This is a genomic window from Rhizobium sp. C4, assembly GCF_021026315.1.
Classification (GTDB): domain Bacteria; phylum Pseudomonadota; class Alphaproteobacteria; order Rhizobiales; family Rhizobiaceae; genus Ensifer_A.
In genome coordinates this window covers 120,241-134,570 of sequence record NZ_JAJNCX010000002.1, presented here as the reverse complement: position 1 = coordinate 134,570, position 14,330 = coordinate 120,241, and the positions used below count along the sequence as shown (strand labels likewise).

The following is a 14,330-nucleotide window of genomic DNA, read 5'->3' as shown; positions in this document are numbered from 1 at the left end:
TTCAGTGATCCTTTTTCGCGACCGGCGGCGTGCCGTGGGTGTGGAAGGTCTCGATCGTTTTCAGGCCCCAGGCCTGGCCCTTCTTCCGCTCGGTCTCGGTCCAGCAGACTGGCTTCCAGTCGGGTGCGAGGATCAGCCGTGCACCGGAATTAGCGAGCTCCACACGATTACCTGCAGGCTCCCAGACATAGAGGAAGAACGTGCCCTGAATGGCATGCTTATGCGGCCCGGTTTCGATATGAACGCCGTTTTCGAGGAAGATATCGGCGGCACGCAGAATGTCTTCCCGCGTATCGGTGGCATAGGTCACATGATGCAGCCGCCCGGAGGCCCCGCCATGTTCTTCCGTGCAGGCCAGATCGTAGGTCTTGTTGTTGATGGTGAACCAGCAGCCGCCGATCCGGCCATTGTCGAGCTGGATATATTCCGTCACCCGCGAGCCGAGGCAGGTGATCATGAAATCGCGGAATTTGCTGACGTCTGCGGCCAAAAGGTTCAGATGATCGAGCCGACGCGGGTTTGCGCCGCGGCCATGATAGCGCTGGGCGATGTTCTTCAGCGCCGGGCGCTCGCCCTCAGGCGCCTCATAACGCACCGTATCCCAATAGATCTCGAAGACATGGCCGAAGGGATCTTCGAAGCGGAAGGCGCGGCCGTGGCCCAGATCGCCGTCTACCCAGCCGAGCACCTTGTAGCCGCTTGCCTCGATGGCCTTCACGCGCCGTTCCAGCGCTTCCGGCGACGAGGTGCGATAGGCGATATGGCCGACGCCGGTCGTGTGATGCCGGGTGAGCTTCAGCGTGTGGAATTCATAGTCGTCATAGGCCCGGAGATAGGCGGAGGTCTCATCCTGGCCGGAGACGGTGAGGCCGTAGACATTGACAAAGAAGGCGAGGCTTTCCTCGAACCGGTCCGTATACATCTCGACATGGGCGAGATGGGCGATGTCAAAGCAGGGTTCGGTCATAGCGTGTCCACCGTGCGCGGGAAAACGGATTGAAAGCCTTCGGCATATTGGGCGGCGCGCCCGCTGGACTGGCCGCCGGAATTGCGCTGGAAATGGTTGGCGCGGTTCTGCGCAACGCGGGTGTAGAAGTCCCAGAGATGTTCCTGGCCTTCCATGCACTCGATCGCCGCGCGCTTCCTGTCCCATACAGGCGTGATGTCGAGGAAGACATCCGGCTTCCAGCCCATCTGCTCCGTCTGGTGCGGCTCGAAGAGATAGAGCTGCGGTGCGCCCAGCACCTTCTCCCCCGGCTTGTGGCCCCAGGCCTGCGCGATCATCCGCGCTTCCAGAGTCACCTGCGTCGCATACATGTGGTCGGTATTATAGGGGTCATAGTGCGAATGGCTCATCATGAAGGCCGGCTGCACGGCGCGGATGACATCGACGAGGCGTAACTTGTCCTCCTCCGTCAGCCGCAGCGGATAGTCACCCAGATCGAAGCAGACGAGATCGTGAACGCCCAGCGCTTCCGCCGCCTTTTTCGCCTCGGCCCGACGCGCCACCTTGACGCGCTCCAGCGTCATGTCCTTCTGCTTCCATAGCTTGGCGGATTCGCCGCGCTCGCCGAAGGAGAGGCAGACAACGGTCACCTCATAGCCCTGAGCCGCATGAAGCGCGATCGCACCGCCACAGCGCCAGACGAAATCGGCGGCATGTGCGCTGATGACCAGCGCGGTCTTCTTCTCTCCCATCGTGTCCTCCCGGGACTAAATCCTCACTATCAATCTCGACCCTGAAGCCGCCTTTGCCAATTTCAAAGCGCGTGAAGACTCATAAGTTTTTGCTATAGGCACTGGATTTACGGTGCCTTCCGGCGCATCCTCCCGCAAATCGGGAGAGGCCGGAGGAGACATGCAAACCAACCATTTGAAGCTCGCCGTCATCGGCTTTGGCGAGGCCGGCCGTGCCTTCGCCTCCGGTTGGCGGCGGCTTGACGGCATGGAAATCGCCGCCTTCGATCCGAAGGCAGAAGCGGCCGAGACACGCTCCGCCTTCGAGGCTGCCGCCGGGGCGGCGCAGGTCACACTGGCTGCTTCCAACACGGAGGCCGTGGCGAGCGCCCGTGCGGTCTTCAGCCTTGTCACTGCGGACCGCGCGCATGACGCCGCGCGCGAAACTGCGCGCTCCATCGCCCCCGGCGCCTACTTTTTCGACTGCAACTCCTGCTCCCCCGCCACCAAACTTGCGTCGGCAGAGGTCATCGGCAAGGCCGGCGGGCGCTATGTCGATGTCGCCGTCATGGCACCTGTCCATCCGAAGCGGCACGAAACACCGCTCCTGTTGAGCGGCCCGGACGCGGAAGCTGCCGTCACTGTTCTTTCCGACCTCGGAATGCAGCCGCGCGTGGCGGGTGCCCGCATCGGCGAGGCCTCCTCGATCAAGATGCTGCGCTCGGTGATGATCAAGGGGCTGGAGGCGCTGACCGCCGAAGCAATGCTCGCAGCGCGCAAGGCCGGCGTCGAAGCCGCCGTGATTGCCTCGCTGCAAGCCTCCGACCCCGGCATCGACTGGGAAAAGCGCAGCGCTTACAATCTTGAGCGCATGATGGTGCATGGCGAACGCCGCGCCGCCGAAATGCGCGAGGTGGTCGTGACGCTGCGCGAACTTGGCCTGCCCGACCGGATGTCCAGCGCGATTGTCGACTGGCAGGCAGAGATTGCCGCGCTGCAGTTGGAGGGCGGCGAGAGCTCGCTTGCCGGGCGGGCCGACCGCATCCTTGCCGCGCTGGCTATGCAATCCGATGCGCCATAATCTGAGGCATCTCCGCGTCTTCCTCGCGGTGGCGGAAACCGCTTCGGTCACCCGCGCTGCGGAGGCTGTGCGGGTCTCGCAACCGGCGGTCACGCAGGCGCTTTCCCGGCTGGAGGCGATGCTGGGCGCGGCGCTTTTCACCCGCACGCCGCATGGCCTTTTCCTCAACCCGGCAGGCGAGGTATTTCGTCGCCGCGCGGCGCGCGTCTTTGCCATTCTCGATCCGGTGCTCAACGCTATCGCGCCGCGCCTTCGCCTCACCGTGACCGCCGCGCAGATCGAAGCCCTGATCGCCGTCCGCGACACCGAAAACATCTCGCTGGCCGCCCGACAACTGGGTCTGGCGCAGCCCACAGTCCACCGCGCCGTCGCCCAGTTGGAAGAAGAGGCGGGGCGAGCACTTTTCGAGCGCACGGCGCGTGGCACTCTGGCAACGCGGCTCGGCCACAGCCTCGCCCAGGCCGCCCGCCTTGCCTTAAGCGAACTGTCGCAGGCGCAAGCCGAACTTGCCGAGCTGCGCGCGGAGGCCACCGGCAAGATCGTCATCGGAGCCATGCCGCTCTCCCGCTCACACATTCTGCCGACCGCGATCGTCCGGTTCCAGCAGGAGCGGCCATTGCAGACGATCCAGGTCACGGAAGGTGCCTATGCGGAGCTTCTTTCGGGCTTGAGGCACGGCGAGATCGATTTTCTGATCGGCGCATTGCGCCACCCCGCGCCGGTCGATGACATCGAGCAAGTCGAGCTGTTCCAGGATACGGCCATGATGATTGCGCGCGTCAACCATCCGATCTTTCAGAGCGCCTCGCCCACTCTTACCCAACTTGCACACTACCCCTGGATCGTCAGCGCCCCGTCGACCCCGATCCGCGACCATTTCGACCGGCTGTTTGCAGATAATGGCCTTGCCCCAAGGCAACTGGTGGAAACCGGCTCGCTGATCCTCATGCGCGAGATCCTGAGCCAGACCGACTATCTCGGCTTTACGTCCGGCGGGCAGGCACGCGCGGAGGTGGCCCGTGGTCTCGTGAGGGAGATCGGCTTTGACCTCAGCACGACGCGGCGCCCGATCGGCATCACCACCCGCGTCGGCTGGATGCCGACGCCGGCCCAACAGCAACTGATCGACACCATCCAGAGCCTGGTCTAGGCCTCAATTCTCTCTGTCGACAAGAAATATACTGTTTGCAGTAGTGCCCATCTTTCGCTACTCATTGCATTAGAAATGCATAAAAACAACCGTCGCGATAAGGGCTAAGGCGTGGAAGAGACTGACAAAGTGACCCACCGGCGTGGCTATGGCGTATCGACGGTTTATGAAACGCTGCGCAACGAGATCATCGAACTGAAACTCGCACCGGGCAGCCCGATCGACGAGCAGCAGCTGTCGGACCGCTTTTCGCTTTCCCGCACGCCAATCCGCGAAGCCCTTGTTCGCCTCTCCGCCGAGGGACTGATCACGACGCTGACCAATCGCGCGACGATCGTCTCGAACATCGACTTCCTGGGCCTTTCCGAGTTTTTCGATGCCATTACCTTGATGTATCGCGTGACCACACGTCTGGGCGCATTGAACCGGACGGCTGACGATATCGCCAAGATCCGCGAGCTTCAAAAGGACTTTGCGCTTGCGGTCGCTGAGCGGGACGTGCTGGGCATGATTTCGACCAACCGCGACTTCCATGTCGCCATCGCCTGCGCCGGCAAGAACCGCTATTATGTCGATCTCTTCACGCGCCTTCTCGATGAGGGGCGCCGCATTCTCCGGCTCTATTATTCATCGTTCAACGATGTTCTGCCCCGCCAGTATGTGAGCGAGCATGAGGACATGATCCAGGCGATCATCAACCGCGACGCCGAAGCGGCGGATCGTCTGGCGAAGGCGCATGCCGACCAGATCGTGCGGCAAATCCGATCCTACATCGCAAGCGACGGTCGCCAGAGCGCCGACCTCAAGATCTGATCCGAAACCGCCTTCCTGATTCTGCGCCTCCTGGCCGAATGCCCGTTTTCAGGACGGTTTTTCACGACCATCCCTTTTTGTATTTTATTTGTCGACAAATCCGAGCCGACTTGCTATAGAACCAAAATCCGACAGGCCATCCGTCCCGGCCTGCACAATCCAGAGGAAGCCGACATGACCGAATCCGTTTTCAAGGGCTGCATCCCGGCACTGATGACGCCCTGCAATCCTGATCGCACGCCGAATTTCGATGCGCTGGTCCGCAAGGGGCGCGAGCTGATCGATCTCGGCATGTCCGCTGTCGTCTATTGCGGCTCCATGGGTGACTGGCCGTTGCTCACCGATGCCGATCGTCAGGAAGGCGTGCGACGTCTGGCGGAAGCCGGCGTCCCGGTGGTTGTCGGCACAGGTGCCGTCAACACCAAGACCGCAGCCGCCCACGCAGCCCATGCCGCTGCGGTTGGCGCGGTCGGTCTCATGGTCATCCCGCGGGTTCTGTCGCGCGGCACGTCTGTGAGCGCACAGAAGCACCACTTCTCGGCCATTCTCGAAGCCGCGAAGGGCCTGCCTTGCGTCATCTACAACAGCCCCTACTATGGCTTTGCCACTCGCGCCGATCTCTTCTTCGAGCTGCGCGCCAAGTATTCGAACCTCATCGGTTTCAAGGAATTCGGCGGAAAGGCCGACATGACCTATGCCGCCGAGCACATCACCTCGGGCGATGACAGCCTGACGCTCATGGTGGGCGTCGACACCGGCGTCTATCACGGCTTCGTCAATTGCGGCGCCGGCGGCGCGATCACGGGCGTGGGCAACGCGCTCCCGAAGGAAGTCCTCCACCTGATCGCGCTCTGCGAAAAGGCGGCGAAGGGCGATGCGACCGCGCGTGCCGAAGCCCGCGAACTGGAAGAAGCCCTGATGGTGCTTTCTTCCTATGACGAGGGCGCCGATCTCGTGCTCCACTACAAGTACCTGATGGTACTGAACGGCGAGCGCGAATACGAACTGCACTTCAACGAGACCGACAAGCTCAGCCCGTCGCAGCAGCGCCAGATCGAGAACCAGTACAAGCTGTTCAAGGCCTGGTACAAGAACCGCTACGGCGCCTGACGGTTGCGTCTGCCGGGCAACCGGATCTAGGTTGGGCCTGCGTCAGCCGGCCCGACCGCCTGAGGCCGAAAAGGGGGGAGTGACTTTATGCTCAAGGGCATCAATCCTGCGGTGACGGCCGAATTGATGACGGTGCTCATGTCGATGGGCCATGGCGACGATATCGTCATCTGCGACATCAACCATCCCGCCGCAACGATCGCCAGGGAAACGACCCATGGGAAGGTGGTTGACCTGGCCGGGTGCGATCTGCCCCGCGCCGCCGAAGTCATCCTGTCCCTGATGCCTCTGGACACGTTTGTAGAGACCCCGGTCCTGCGCATGAAGGTCGTGAACGATCCGGAACGGATCATGCCGATCCACACCAGCATCCAGCAGGTTGTTGATCGCGTCGAAGGCCGATCCGTCGGGATGGGCGCGTTGGAGCGCTTCGATTTCTATGAGGCGGCGAAGAAGGCTTACGCCATCGTCCGGACATCCGATCCGGGACCCTATGGCTGCTTTATCCTGCGGATGGGTGTGATCTAGCATCCGGGCATGCGCCGGCGCTTGTTCGGCAGGGGGCTCCGGTGCGACGAACCGGTCTCCGACCTACCTCTCATTCCTGATATCGAGGCAGCGTACGGGTGCCTCAAATGCCTGATGCCATATTAAATTAAACTCGGCTGCCGTTTCAGGAACATTTGCCCCTGGGGAGTGTTTTACCGATAACCAATCGGGAGCACCTCATGGACAACAGGCTTCTATGGGCCGCGATCGCCTTGGTTCTGATCGTCGCCGCCATCTTCTATTTCCCCACCAGCGCCACCATCGACCAGCCTGCAAACCAGCGGCCGACGCCCCACGCGATCAATCAGGGCTGAGGCAGATCATGATCATTGCAGTCACATCCCTTGTTCTCGCAGCGTTGGGCCTCGTGATCGGCGGCGGCGGTGTTTGGCTTCTTCTGTTGGGAGGAAGCTGGTTCTATGCCGTTGCCGGCATCTTCTTCCTGCTGACAGCCATTTTTCTGTGGCGTCGCAGCGCAGCGGCGCTGCGGATTTACGCGGTATTCGTGCTCCTCGCCCTTCTCTGGGCGATCTGGGAAGTGGGCCTCGACTGGTGGGCCTTGCTGCCGCGCGGCGGCATCATCATCCTTCTCGGCATCTGGCTTTCCATGCCGTGGATTACCCGCGCGCTGCGCACCGAGCCCGAGCACACCCGTCGTAGTGCATCCGCAGTCCCTCTCGTTGCCAGCGTCGCGATTGCCATCGTCGCTGCCGTCGTTGCGATGTTCAACGACCCGCACACCATTGACGGCATCCTGCCGACCGATGTCGTCGCGCAGAACCCGAACCTCGGCGAGGAAACGAAGACCGGCAACTGGCCAGCCTATGGGCGCACCGAATTCGGACAACGTTATTCGCCGCTCGACCAGATCAACGCCACGAATGTCGCCACGCTCAAGGAGGCGTGGCGTGTCCAGACCGGCGACATGAAGGGACCGGACGACGTCGGCGAGACGACCTATGAGGTGACGCCTCTCAAGATCGACGACACGCTCTACCTCTGCACACCGCATAATCAGGCAATTGCGCTTGAGGCCACGACCGGCAAGGAAAGATGGCGCTTCGATCCCAAGGTTGGCCTGAATGGCAACCGTCAGCATCAGACGTGCCGCGGCGTCAGCTACTATCGCGATGCCGCAGCGGCTACCGATGCGCCCTGCTCCCAACGTGTCTATCTGCCAACCTCGGACGCGCGCCTGATCGCGCTGGATGCCACCAACGGGCAGGTCTGCAGGTCATTCGGCACCAACGGTGAACTGCACCTTGAGCAGGGCATGAAATATGATCCTGCAGGTTACTATTATTCCACCTCGCCGCCGCTCATCGTCAACAACAAGATCATCATCGGCGGTGCGGTCAACGACAACTATTCGACGACCGAGCAGTCGGGCGTGATCCGCGCCTTCGACGTGACAACCGGCGCCCTGCTCTGGAACTGGGATTCCGGCAATCCCGACCAGACGGCCCCGCTGCCGCAGGGCCAGACCTACACCACAAATTCGCCGAACAGCTGGTCGGTTTTCAGTGCCGATCCAGCACTCGGTCTCGTCTATATTCCGCTCGGCAACAAGGTTCCCGATCAGCTTGGAATGGGCCGGAGCGAAAGCGTGGAGAAATACGCCTCCTCGGTTGTCGCACTCGACATCAACACCGGTGCGGCGCGCTGGGTTCGCCAGACGGTGCATCACGATCTGTGGGACATGGACGTCCCCGCACAGCCATCCCTGATCGACCTGACGGCCAAGAACGGAACCACCGTTCCGGCGCTTGTGGCGCCGACGAAACAGGGCGATATCTATGTTCTTGATCGCCGCAACGGTGAGCCGATCCTGCCCGTCAAGGAAGTGCCGGCCCCCGGAGGCACCATCCCTGAGGACCACGCTGCGCCCACCCAGCCGGTGTCCACGCTCAGGTTCAACCCGCCTCCGCTTCAGGAACGCGACATGTGGGGGCTGACCCTGTTCGACCAGCTTGCCTGCCGGATCGAGTTCCATCAGTACCGCTATGAGGGGCGCTACACGCCGCCATCCCTCACCGGCACCATCGTCTATCCCGGAAACTTCGGAACCTTCAACTGGGGCAGCATCGCCGTCGATCCGACCCGTCAGGTGATGTTCGGCATGCCAACCTATCTCGCCTTCATTTCCAAGCTTGTTCCCCGCGCCGAAGTCCCGCCGAAGGGGCAGGTCAAGGGAAGCGAGCAGGGCCTGAACCGCAATGAAGGCGCGCCTTACGCGGTAATCCTGAAGCCCTTCCTCGGACCTCTGCAGATCCCATGCCAGGCTCCGCCATGGGGCTATGTGGCTGGCGCGGACCTGCGCACCGGCCAGATTGCCTACAAGCACAAGAACGGCACGGTCTACGACATGACGCCTCTGCCCCTCCCCTTCAAGCTCGGCGTTCCGGGCATCGGCGGACCGATCATCACCAAGGGCGGCGTTGCCTTCCTGGCGGCAGCGGTGGACAATTATTTCCGCGCCTACGACCTGACGACAGGCAAGCAGCTGTGGGAAGCCCGCCTTCCCGCCGGCGGGCAGGCAACTCCAATGACCTATACGGGAAGCGACAACAATCAGTATGTCGTGCTGGTGGCCGGCGGCCACGGTTCGATCGGGACCAAGGCAGGCGACTACGTCATCGCCTATCGCCTCCCGTGAGATGCTCGATGAAATGGGGTCCGGCTTGGACAGCCGGGCTCACGAACTACGCGATGATGCCTCACCAGCTCAGCGAGGGATGTCGACAGGCTTATCCCAGCGTCTGGCTGACGAGCCCATAGGTCACGGGCGGCTCGCTTCCTTCGGCGGCAAAGTCATTCAGTGACTTGCCAAGCGACATGGTCAGCACCGTATCGAAGACCGCAAGGCCGCTCCGCACGACGAGGAGTGCGAAATCACCCGTTTCGAAATGCGTGTCGAGACGCAGGAACCGTCCCTCATGATCGCGAATATGCGAAGATACGACGGCGATGGCGTCCTCGTCGCCGGAGGCTACGATCGGGCCGACGACATGGCCCCGGCCGAAGCGGCGGCAGAGTGCGAAGGCCTTCAACGCGCCGTCGCGGAAAAGACCGTAGCCACGCGAATGCTGGAATAGTTTTTCCAAGAGAGAGGCTCGCGCCACACCAAAGGCGGCCGCGTCCAGAGCGATCGCCGCCGCGAGATCACCATCTGTCAGGGCCCGCAACTCGCCAGCAACTGTCTGCACCGCAGGAGCATCTGTGACGACGCCCTGACATTGATAGACCGTCTTTTCCGGTTTGAAACCGAGCGAGAGATAAAGCCGCTGGGCGGCACGCGTGGCATTCAGGCGCAGATTGACGCCTTCAAGATCCTTCAGCGCATATTCCATCAGCCAGAGACCGGTGCCCTGCGTCTGCAGGCGCGGCGAGGTGATGACCATGCCGATCGTCGCCAGTTCCGGCGCCTGGCGAAACCACATGGCCGAGCTCATGATCCGGCCGATTTCGTCAGTGGCGACGACTCCCTTGCCGACTTCACGGAGGAACTGCCAGTCCGCGCCGCGATGCGGCCAGCCGACTGAAATCGACAACGCGTGAAGCTGCTCAAGATCCGCCTCCGCGACATCGCCGATCTGCATCGCGAAGGCGTCAATCTGGAGTTTGTCGCTCGGCATCAATGTCTCGGCCACCGATCAATCCTCGAAATATTTCAGACAACGCGGCATGCAACCATGCAAGCCTGCACAACCATCATAAATCCGCGCTACCGCAGAATTTGCTTGAAAATTCACATCCCACACAACATTCGACCGAAACGAGCACAGGTTCGGCATGGAATCCCGCTGAAAACGGCCATTCTGAAGACCTGCCGAACCATGTCACAAACGGCTGCAGGCCGCACCGGGGAATTCATGAACGCGACCGAAATTCTGGAAAAGCTGGTTTCCTTTGAAAGCGTGGTCGGCACGCCGAACGGCGCGATCGTCTCTTGGATCAGCGCCTATCTCGCGGACCATGGCATCACGGCGACGGTGCTTGCCGGGCCGGAAGGCGACCGCAGCAATCTTTTCGCGACAATCGGGCCCGCGGAGGTCCCAGGCTATATCCTCTCCGGACATATGGATGTCGTTCCGGCCGCGGCGAGCGAATGGACCACCTCGCCCTTCCGCCTGCGGCGTGAAGGCGACGCGCTTTATGGGCGCGGCACGACCGACATGAAGGGCTATCTCGCCGCAGCCCTCGCCGCCGTGCCGCATCTGGTGAAGGCGGAGCTTGCGCGGCCGATCCATCTCGCCTTTTCCTATGACGAAGAGGCCGGCTGCCGCGGCGTGCCGCATCTGCTTGCCCGCCTGCCCGACCTCTGCGCGCCGCCAGCCGGCGCAGTGATCGGCGAGCCCAGCAACATGCGCGCCGTGCTCGCCCACAAGGGCAAGGCAGCCGCGCGGGTGACCGTGCGCGGCCGCGCCGGCCATTCCTCGCGTCCGGACCTCGGGCTCAATGCCATCCATGCGATGGCCAGTGTCCTCAATGCCGCCATCGAACAGGCAGCCAAGCTGACGCAAGGCCCCTTCGACGCGGCCTTCGAGCCCCCCTATTCGTCGCTGCAGGCCGGCGTGATTTCCGGCGGCAAGGCAATCAATATCATACCCGACCTCTGCACGCTGGAGCTGGAAGCCCGCGCGATCTCGGGCGTCAATCCCCGTGATCTGCTCGCGCCGATCCGCACGAGAGCCGAAGCGCTACGCGCGGAGGGCTTCGAGGTCGACTGGGAAGAGATGAGCGCCTATCCGGCGCTGGCACTTTCACCACAAAGCCCGCTCGCCCATCTCGTCGCGGAACTGAGCGGAGAGACGCCGCTCGACGCCGTGAGCTACGGCACGGAGGCCGGGCTCTATCAGGCCGCCGGCATCGATGCCCTGATCTGCGGCCCCGGCGATATCGGTCGCGCCCACAAGCCGGACGAATTCATCCTCGAAACCGAGCTCCTTGCCTGCCAGCGCTTCATCGAAGCGCTCGGCGACCGCTGCACGGCGTGACGGGAAAAGCAGGATGACCTTTCTCTTCAACTCTGATGCCAGGCGCGGCGCGATCTTCGCCGACGCTTTCGCCAAGGCGCTGCCGGACCTGCCCTTTCACATGGATGCAGCACAGGTCGATCCGGATGCGGTGCGCTACTTGATCACCTGGACAGCGCCCACCGATCTCGCGCGCTATCGCAATCTCGAAATCCTCTTTTCCATCGGGGCCGGTGTCGACCAGCTCAATCTCGCAGCCGTTCCGGACCATGTGAAGGTGGTGCGCATGGTCGAGGACGGGATCGTGCGGATGATGCAGGAATATGTGCTGCTGGCAGCCCTTGCGCTCCACCGCAATCTCCCGGCCTATCTTGCGCAGCAGCGGCAGGGCGTCTGGTCGCCCCTGCCGCAGATGCAGGCGGAAGACCGACGCATCGGCATTCTCGGCCTCGGCATGCTGGCACAGGCGGTTCTGGAACGGTTGAAGCCGCTCGGCTTTCCGCTTGCCGGCTGGAGCCGCAGCCCGCGCGCCATCGACGGCGTCACCTGCCGTCACGGCGAGGCCGGGCTTGAGGCGCTCTTGTCGGAAACAGACATCCTTGTCTGCCTGCTGCCGCTGACGCCGGAGACGCGCGGATTTCTCAATGCCGACCTCTTCGCCAAACTGCCGCAGGGCGCCGCCCTCGTCCATGTCGGACGCGGCCCGCAGCTGGATGAGGCCGCCCTGCTGGAGGCACTTGAAAGCGGGCAGCTCTCTGCTGCGATGATCGACGTCACCGAGCCGGAGCCACTGCCGGCCGATCACGCCTTCTGGACACATCCGAAGATCATACTCACCCCGCATATCGCCAGCGTCACGCAGCCGCAAAGTGCTGCGCGTGCCGTCATCGAAAACATCAAGCTTCATCTCGCCGGACAGGAGCCGATCGGCCTTGTCGACCGGGCGCGTGGCTATTGAACTGCACCAACATCTTGAAAGGAATGACATGTCTCTCTTGAAAACCCTCGACCCGAACCCGACGTCCACGCCGCGCGAATCCGGCCCGCTGCCGGAACGGCTGATTGCCGGCACGCCCACCTTCAAGACCTGGGCAATGGACGAGGCCAAGGATGGCAAGGTGCTCTCCGGCGTCTGGGAAGCAACACCCGGCGAAACAAAATCGATCAAGGGCGAAGTCTTCGAATTCTGCCATATCCTCTCGGGCGTGGTCGAAATCACCCCCGATGGCGGCGAACCGGTCATCTACAAGACCGGCGACAGCTTTGTCATGAAGCCGGGCTTTGTCGGCGTCTGGAAGACGATCGAGACCGTTCGCAAGATCTACGTCGTCGTCAACTGACGCAAGACACCTTCCGGTCAATGCCAAGGCGTGGCGGCGCGGCAAAAGATTTGTCTGCCGCCCACCCCTAAAACGCAAGAAACGTCGGGCAGCGATGGCAGACGCAACCATTCCTGCTCGGCAGTTCCGGCTAGTCTCCTTTCAAAGACCGAGAAGGAACCTGCCGCCATGAGCCTGAGCTTCAACCCCGACACGCTTGCCCTGCCGATCGGCCATTTCATCGGCGGCACGCTGATTGAAGCTTCGGACGGGCTCGACATGCATCGCCCCTCCGACGGCAAGGCCTATGCGCACTGCCCGGTCGCCGGTGCCGAACTGGTGAACCACGCCATCGAGAACGCCAAGGCGGCGCTGAAGTCCAGCAACTGGGGCGGTGTCCGCCCGCGCGAGCGCACCAAGGCCCTGCAGGCCTGGGCCGACCTCATCGAGGCTGAGGCCGAGACGCTGGCGAAGATCGAGGCGCTATCCTCCACCCGCCCCGTCGGCCAGCTTGTTGCCGGCGATATCGCCGTCACGGCCGAGCAGATCCGCTTCTTTGCCGAATTTGCCGACAAGGAAGGCAGCGATGTCGTGCCGACCGACGACCAGACCTTCGGCATGACCATCAGCGAGCCCTATGGCGTCGTCGGCGCCATCACGCCGTGGAACTTTCCCATTTCTATGGCCGGCTGGAAGCTTGGGCCGGCGCTCGCCGCCGGCAATGCCGTCGTCATCAAGCCGTCCGAAATGACGCCCTTCTCGACCGTCTACATGGCGCAACTGGCCATCAAGGCCGGCATCCCGGCAGGCCTGATCAATGTCGTCCTCGGCGATGGCCCGACGACCGGCAATGCGCTGACGGGTCACACCGACATCGCCAAGGTAAGCTTCACGGGCTCGACCCGCGCCGGCTCCGCCATCATGGAAAATATCGCCCGCACCGGCGTCAAGCCGATGACGCTGGAACTGGGCGGCAAGAGCCCGCAACTCGTCTTCGCCGATGCCGATATCGACAAGGCGGCGGCGGCCATTGCCGGCAGCGTGATCTTCAATGCCGGCCAGGCCTGTGTGGCCGGCACGCGGTTGATCGTGGAGAAATCCGTCGCCGACCAACTCATCGCCGCGATCATCGCGCGGATGCAAACCGCCCGCCCCGGTCCGACCTGGGATGCCGCGACCCAATATTCGCCGATCATTTCCGATCGCCAGCGCGGCCGCATTGCCAGCATCGTCGACGCGGCAAAAGCCGCTGGCGGCGAATGCCTGACGGGCGGAAACAGCATGGAAGGGGTCGGCTATTTCTACGAGCCGACGCTGATCGGTGGCGTGGCGCAGGACAATCCGGCCATTGTCGAGGAAATCTTCGGGCCGGTGCTGACCGTGCAAACCTTCGAGACGGAAGAGGAGGCGCTCGCCCTCTCCGCCCACCCGGTCTACGGCCTTGCCTCCGGCCTCTTCACCTCGGACCTCTCGCGCACGCTGCGTTTTGCCCGTGCGCTGGAGGCCGGCACGGTCTGGGTCAACCGCTACAGCCGCTCGCGCGACCATATCCTGCCGACCGGCGGCTACAAGCGCTCCGGCATCGGCAAGGATCTCGGCCGCGAGGCCTATGAGGCCAATCGCAAGAGCAAGAGTGTTCTCATCAGCCTCTAAGG

14 protein-coding genes are annotated in these 14,330 nt (G+C 62.8%); 11 read left to right on the top strand and 3 right to left on the bottom strand.

The features are described 5' to 3' along the window. Nucleotide 1 precedes the first annotated feature (1 nt). Nucleotides 2-967: a VOC family protein gene (locus LQK84_RS04220; RefSeq protein WP_230827400.1), complete on the bottom strand. Its 966-nt coding sequence runs from the start codon at nucleotides 965-967 to the stop codon at nucleotides 2-4. After that, nucleotides 964-1,698: a PIG-L deacetylase family protein gene (locus LQK84_RS04215; protein WP_230827399.1), complete on the bottom strand. Its 735-nt coding sequence runs from the start codon at nucleotides 1,696-1,698 to the stop codon at nucleotides 964-966. The genes LQK84_RS04220 and LQK84_RS04215 overlap by 4 nt, the downstream gene beginning before the upstream one ends. A gap of 160 nt (nucleotides 1,699-1,858) precedes the next feature. On the opposite strand from LQK84_RS04215, the gene LQK84_RS04210 reads away from it, so the two are divergent. The 7 genes from LQK84_RS04210 (at nucleotide 1,859) to LQK84_RS04185 (ending at nucleotide 9,036) form a co-directional block, all read left to right on the top strand. Then, nucleotides 1,859-2,758 carry an NAD(P)-dependent oxidoreductase gene (locus LQK84_RS04210; RefSeq protein WP_230827398.1) on the top strand — a complete coding sequence of 300 codons (900 nt, stop codon included), beginning with the start codon at nucleotides 1,859-1,861 and terminating at the stop codon, nucleotides 2,756-2,758. Beyond that, nucleotides 2,748-3,908, top strand: a complete 1,161-nt coding sequence (locus tag LQK84_RS04205; protein WP_230827397.1) for a LysR family transcriptional regulator — start codon at nucleotides 2,748-2,750, stop codon at nucleotides 3,906-3,908. Before LQK84_RS04210 ends, LQK84_RS04205 begins: the two co-directional genes overlap by 11 nt. 129 nt (nucleotides 3,909-4,037) lie before the next feature. Next, a complete protein-coding gene (locus LQK84_RS04200; protein WP_442966881.1) occupies nucleotides 4,038-4,721 on the top strand; it encodes a GntR family transcriptional regulator in 684 nt (227 codons plus the stop codon). A gap of 174 nt (nucleotides 4,722-4,895) precedes the next feature. Further along, entirely contained in the window at nucleotides 4,896-5,831 is a 936-nt protein-coding gene (locus LQK84_RS04195; RefSeq protein WP_230827395.1) for a dihydrodipicolinate synthase family protein, read from the top strand. Nucleotides 5,832-5,918: 87 nt separating this feature from the next. Continuing rightward, nucleotides 5,919-6,359, top strand: a complete 441-nt coding sequence (locus LQK84_RS04190; protein ID WP_230827394.1) for an RbsD/FucU family protein — start codon at nucleotides 5,919-5,921, stop codon at nucleotides 6,357-6,359. A 200-nt stretch (nucleotides 6,360-6,559) separates the two neighbouring features. Further along, on the top strand, nucleotides 6,560-6,694 hold the full coding sequence (locus LQK84_RS25065) for a hypothetical protein (protein WP_269071803.1): 135 nt from the start codon (nucleotides 6,560-6,562) through the stop codon (nucleotides 6,692-6,694). Nucleotides 6,695-6,702: 8 nt separating this feature from the next. Then, nucleotides 6,703-9,036, top strand: a complete 2,334-nt coding sequence (locus LQK84_RS04185) for a glucose/quinate/shikimate family membrane-bound PQQ-dependent dehydrogenase (protein WP_230827393.1) — start codon at nucleotides 6,703-6,705, stop codon at nucleotides 9,034-9,036. Between the two features lie 91 nt (nucleotides 9,037-9,127). Here LQK84_RS04185 and LQK84_RS04180 read toward each other — a convergent pair whose 3' ends face one another. Beyond that, complete coding sequence (locus LQK84_RS04180; protein ID WP_230827392.1) at nucleotides 9,128-10,015, bottom strand: GNAT family N-acetyltransferase; 888 nt, start codon at nucleotides 10,013-10,015, stop codon at nucleotides 9,128-9,130. Nucleotides 10,016-10,252: 237 nt separating this feature from the next. Here LQK84_RS04180 and argE point away from each other — a divergent pair, with 237 nt between their 5' ends. From argE to LQK84_RS04160, 4 genes are all read left to right on the top strand, one after another. After that, nucleotides 10,253-11,377, top strand: a complete 1,125-nt coding sequence (gene argE / locus LQK84_RS04175; RefSeq protein WP_230827391.1) for an acetylornithine deacetylase — start codon at nucleotides 10,253-10,255, stop codon at nucleotides 11,375-11,377. A 13-nt stretch (nucleotides 11,378-11,390) separates the two neighbouring features. Continuing rightward, on the top strand, nucleotides 11,391-12,314 hold the full coding sequence (locus LQK84_RS04170) for a 2-hydroxyacid dehydrogenase (RefSeq protein WP_230827390.1): 924 nt from the start codon (nucleotides 11,391-11,393) through the stop codon (nucleotides 12,312-12,314). Between the two features lie 28 nt (nucleotides 12,315-12,342). Then, nucleotides 12,343-12,696, top strand: coding sequence for a cupin domain-containing protein (locus LQK84_RS04165; RefSeq protein WP_230827389.1), 354 nt, complete (start codon nucleotides 12,343-12,345; stop codon nucleotides 12,694-12,696). Between the two features lie 168 nt (nucleotides 12,697-12,864). Continuing rightward, a complete protein-coding gene (locus tag LQK84_RS04160; RefSeq protein ID WP_230827388.1) occupies nucleotides 12,865-14,328 on the top strand; it encodes an aldehyde dehydrogenase family protein in 1,464 nt (487 codons plus the stop codon). Nucleotides 14,329-14,330 lie beyond the last annotated feature (2 nt).

Coding starts and splice junctions, on each gene's coding strand:
- LQK84_RS04220 (WP_230827400.1), bottom strand. CDS start 967: ATGACCGAACCCTGCTTTGACATCGCCCATCTCGCCCATGTCGAGATG.
- LQK84_RS04215 (WP_230827399.1), bottom strand. CDS start 1,698: ATGGGAGAGAAGAAGACCGCGCTGGTCATCAGCGCACATGCCGCCGAT.
- LQK84_RS04210 (WP_230827398.1), top strand. CDS start 1,859: ATGCAAACCAACCATTTGAAGCTCGCCGTCATCGGCTTTGGCGAGGCC.
- LQK84_RS04205 (WP_230827397.1), top strand. CDS start 2,748: ATGCGCCATAATCTGAGGCATCTCCGCGTCTTCCTCGCGGTGGCGGAA.
- LQK84_RS04195 (WP_230827395.1), top strand. CDS start 4,896: ATGACCGAATCCGTTTTCAAGGGCTGCATCCCGGCACTGATGACGCCC.
- LQK84_RS04190 (WP_230827394.1), top strand. CDS start 5,919: ATGCTCAAGGGCATCAATCCTGCGGTGACGGCCGAATTGATGACGGTG.
- LQK84_RS25065 (WP_269071803.1), top strand. CDS start 6,560: ATGGACAACAGGCTTCTATGGGCCGCGATCGCCTTGGTTCTGATCGTC.
- LQK84_RS04185 (WP_230827393.1), top strand. CDS start 6,703: ATGATCATTGCAGTCACATCCCTTGTTCTCGCAGCGTTGGGCCTCGTG.
- LQK84_RS04180 (WP_230827392.1), bottom strand. CDS start 10,015: ATGCCGAGCGACAAACTCCAGATTGACGCCTTCGCGATGCAGATCGGC.
- argE (WP_230827391.1), top strand. CDS start 10,253: ATGAACGCGACCGAAATTCTGGAAAAGCTGGTTTCCTTTGAAAGCGTG.
- LQK84_RS04170 (WP_230827390.1), top strand. CDS start 11,391: ATGACCTTTCTCTTCAACTCTGATGCCAGGCGCGGCGCGATCTTCGCC.
- LQK84_RS04165 (WP_230827389.1), top strand. CDS start 12,343: ATGTCTCTCTTGAAAACCCTCGACCCGAACCCGACGTCCACGCCGCGC.
- LQK84_RS04160 (WP_230827388.1), top strand. CDS start 12,865: ATGAGCCTGAGCTTCAACCCCGACACGCTTGCCCTGCCGATCGGCCAT.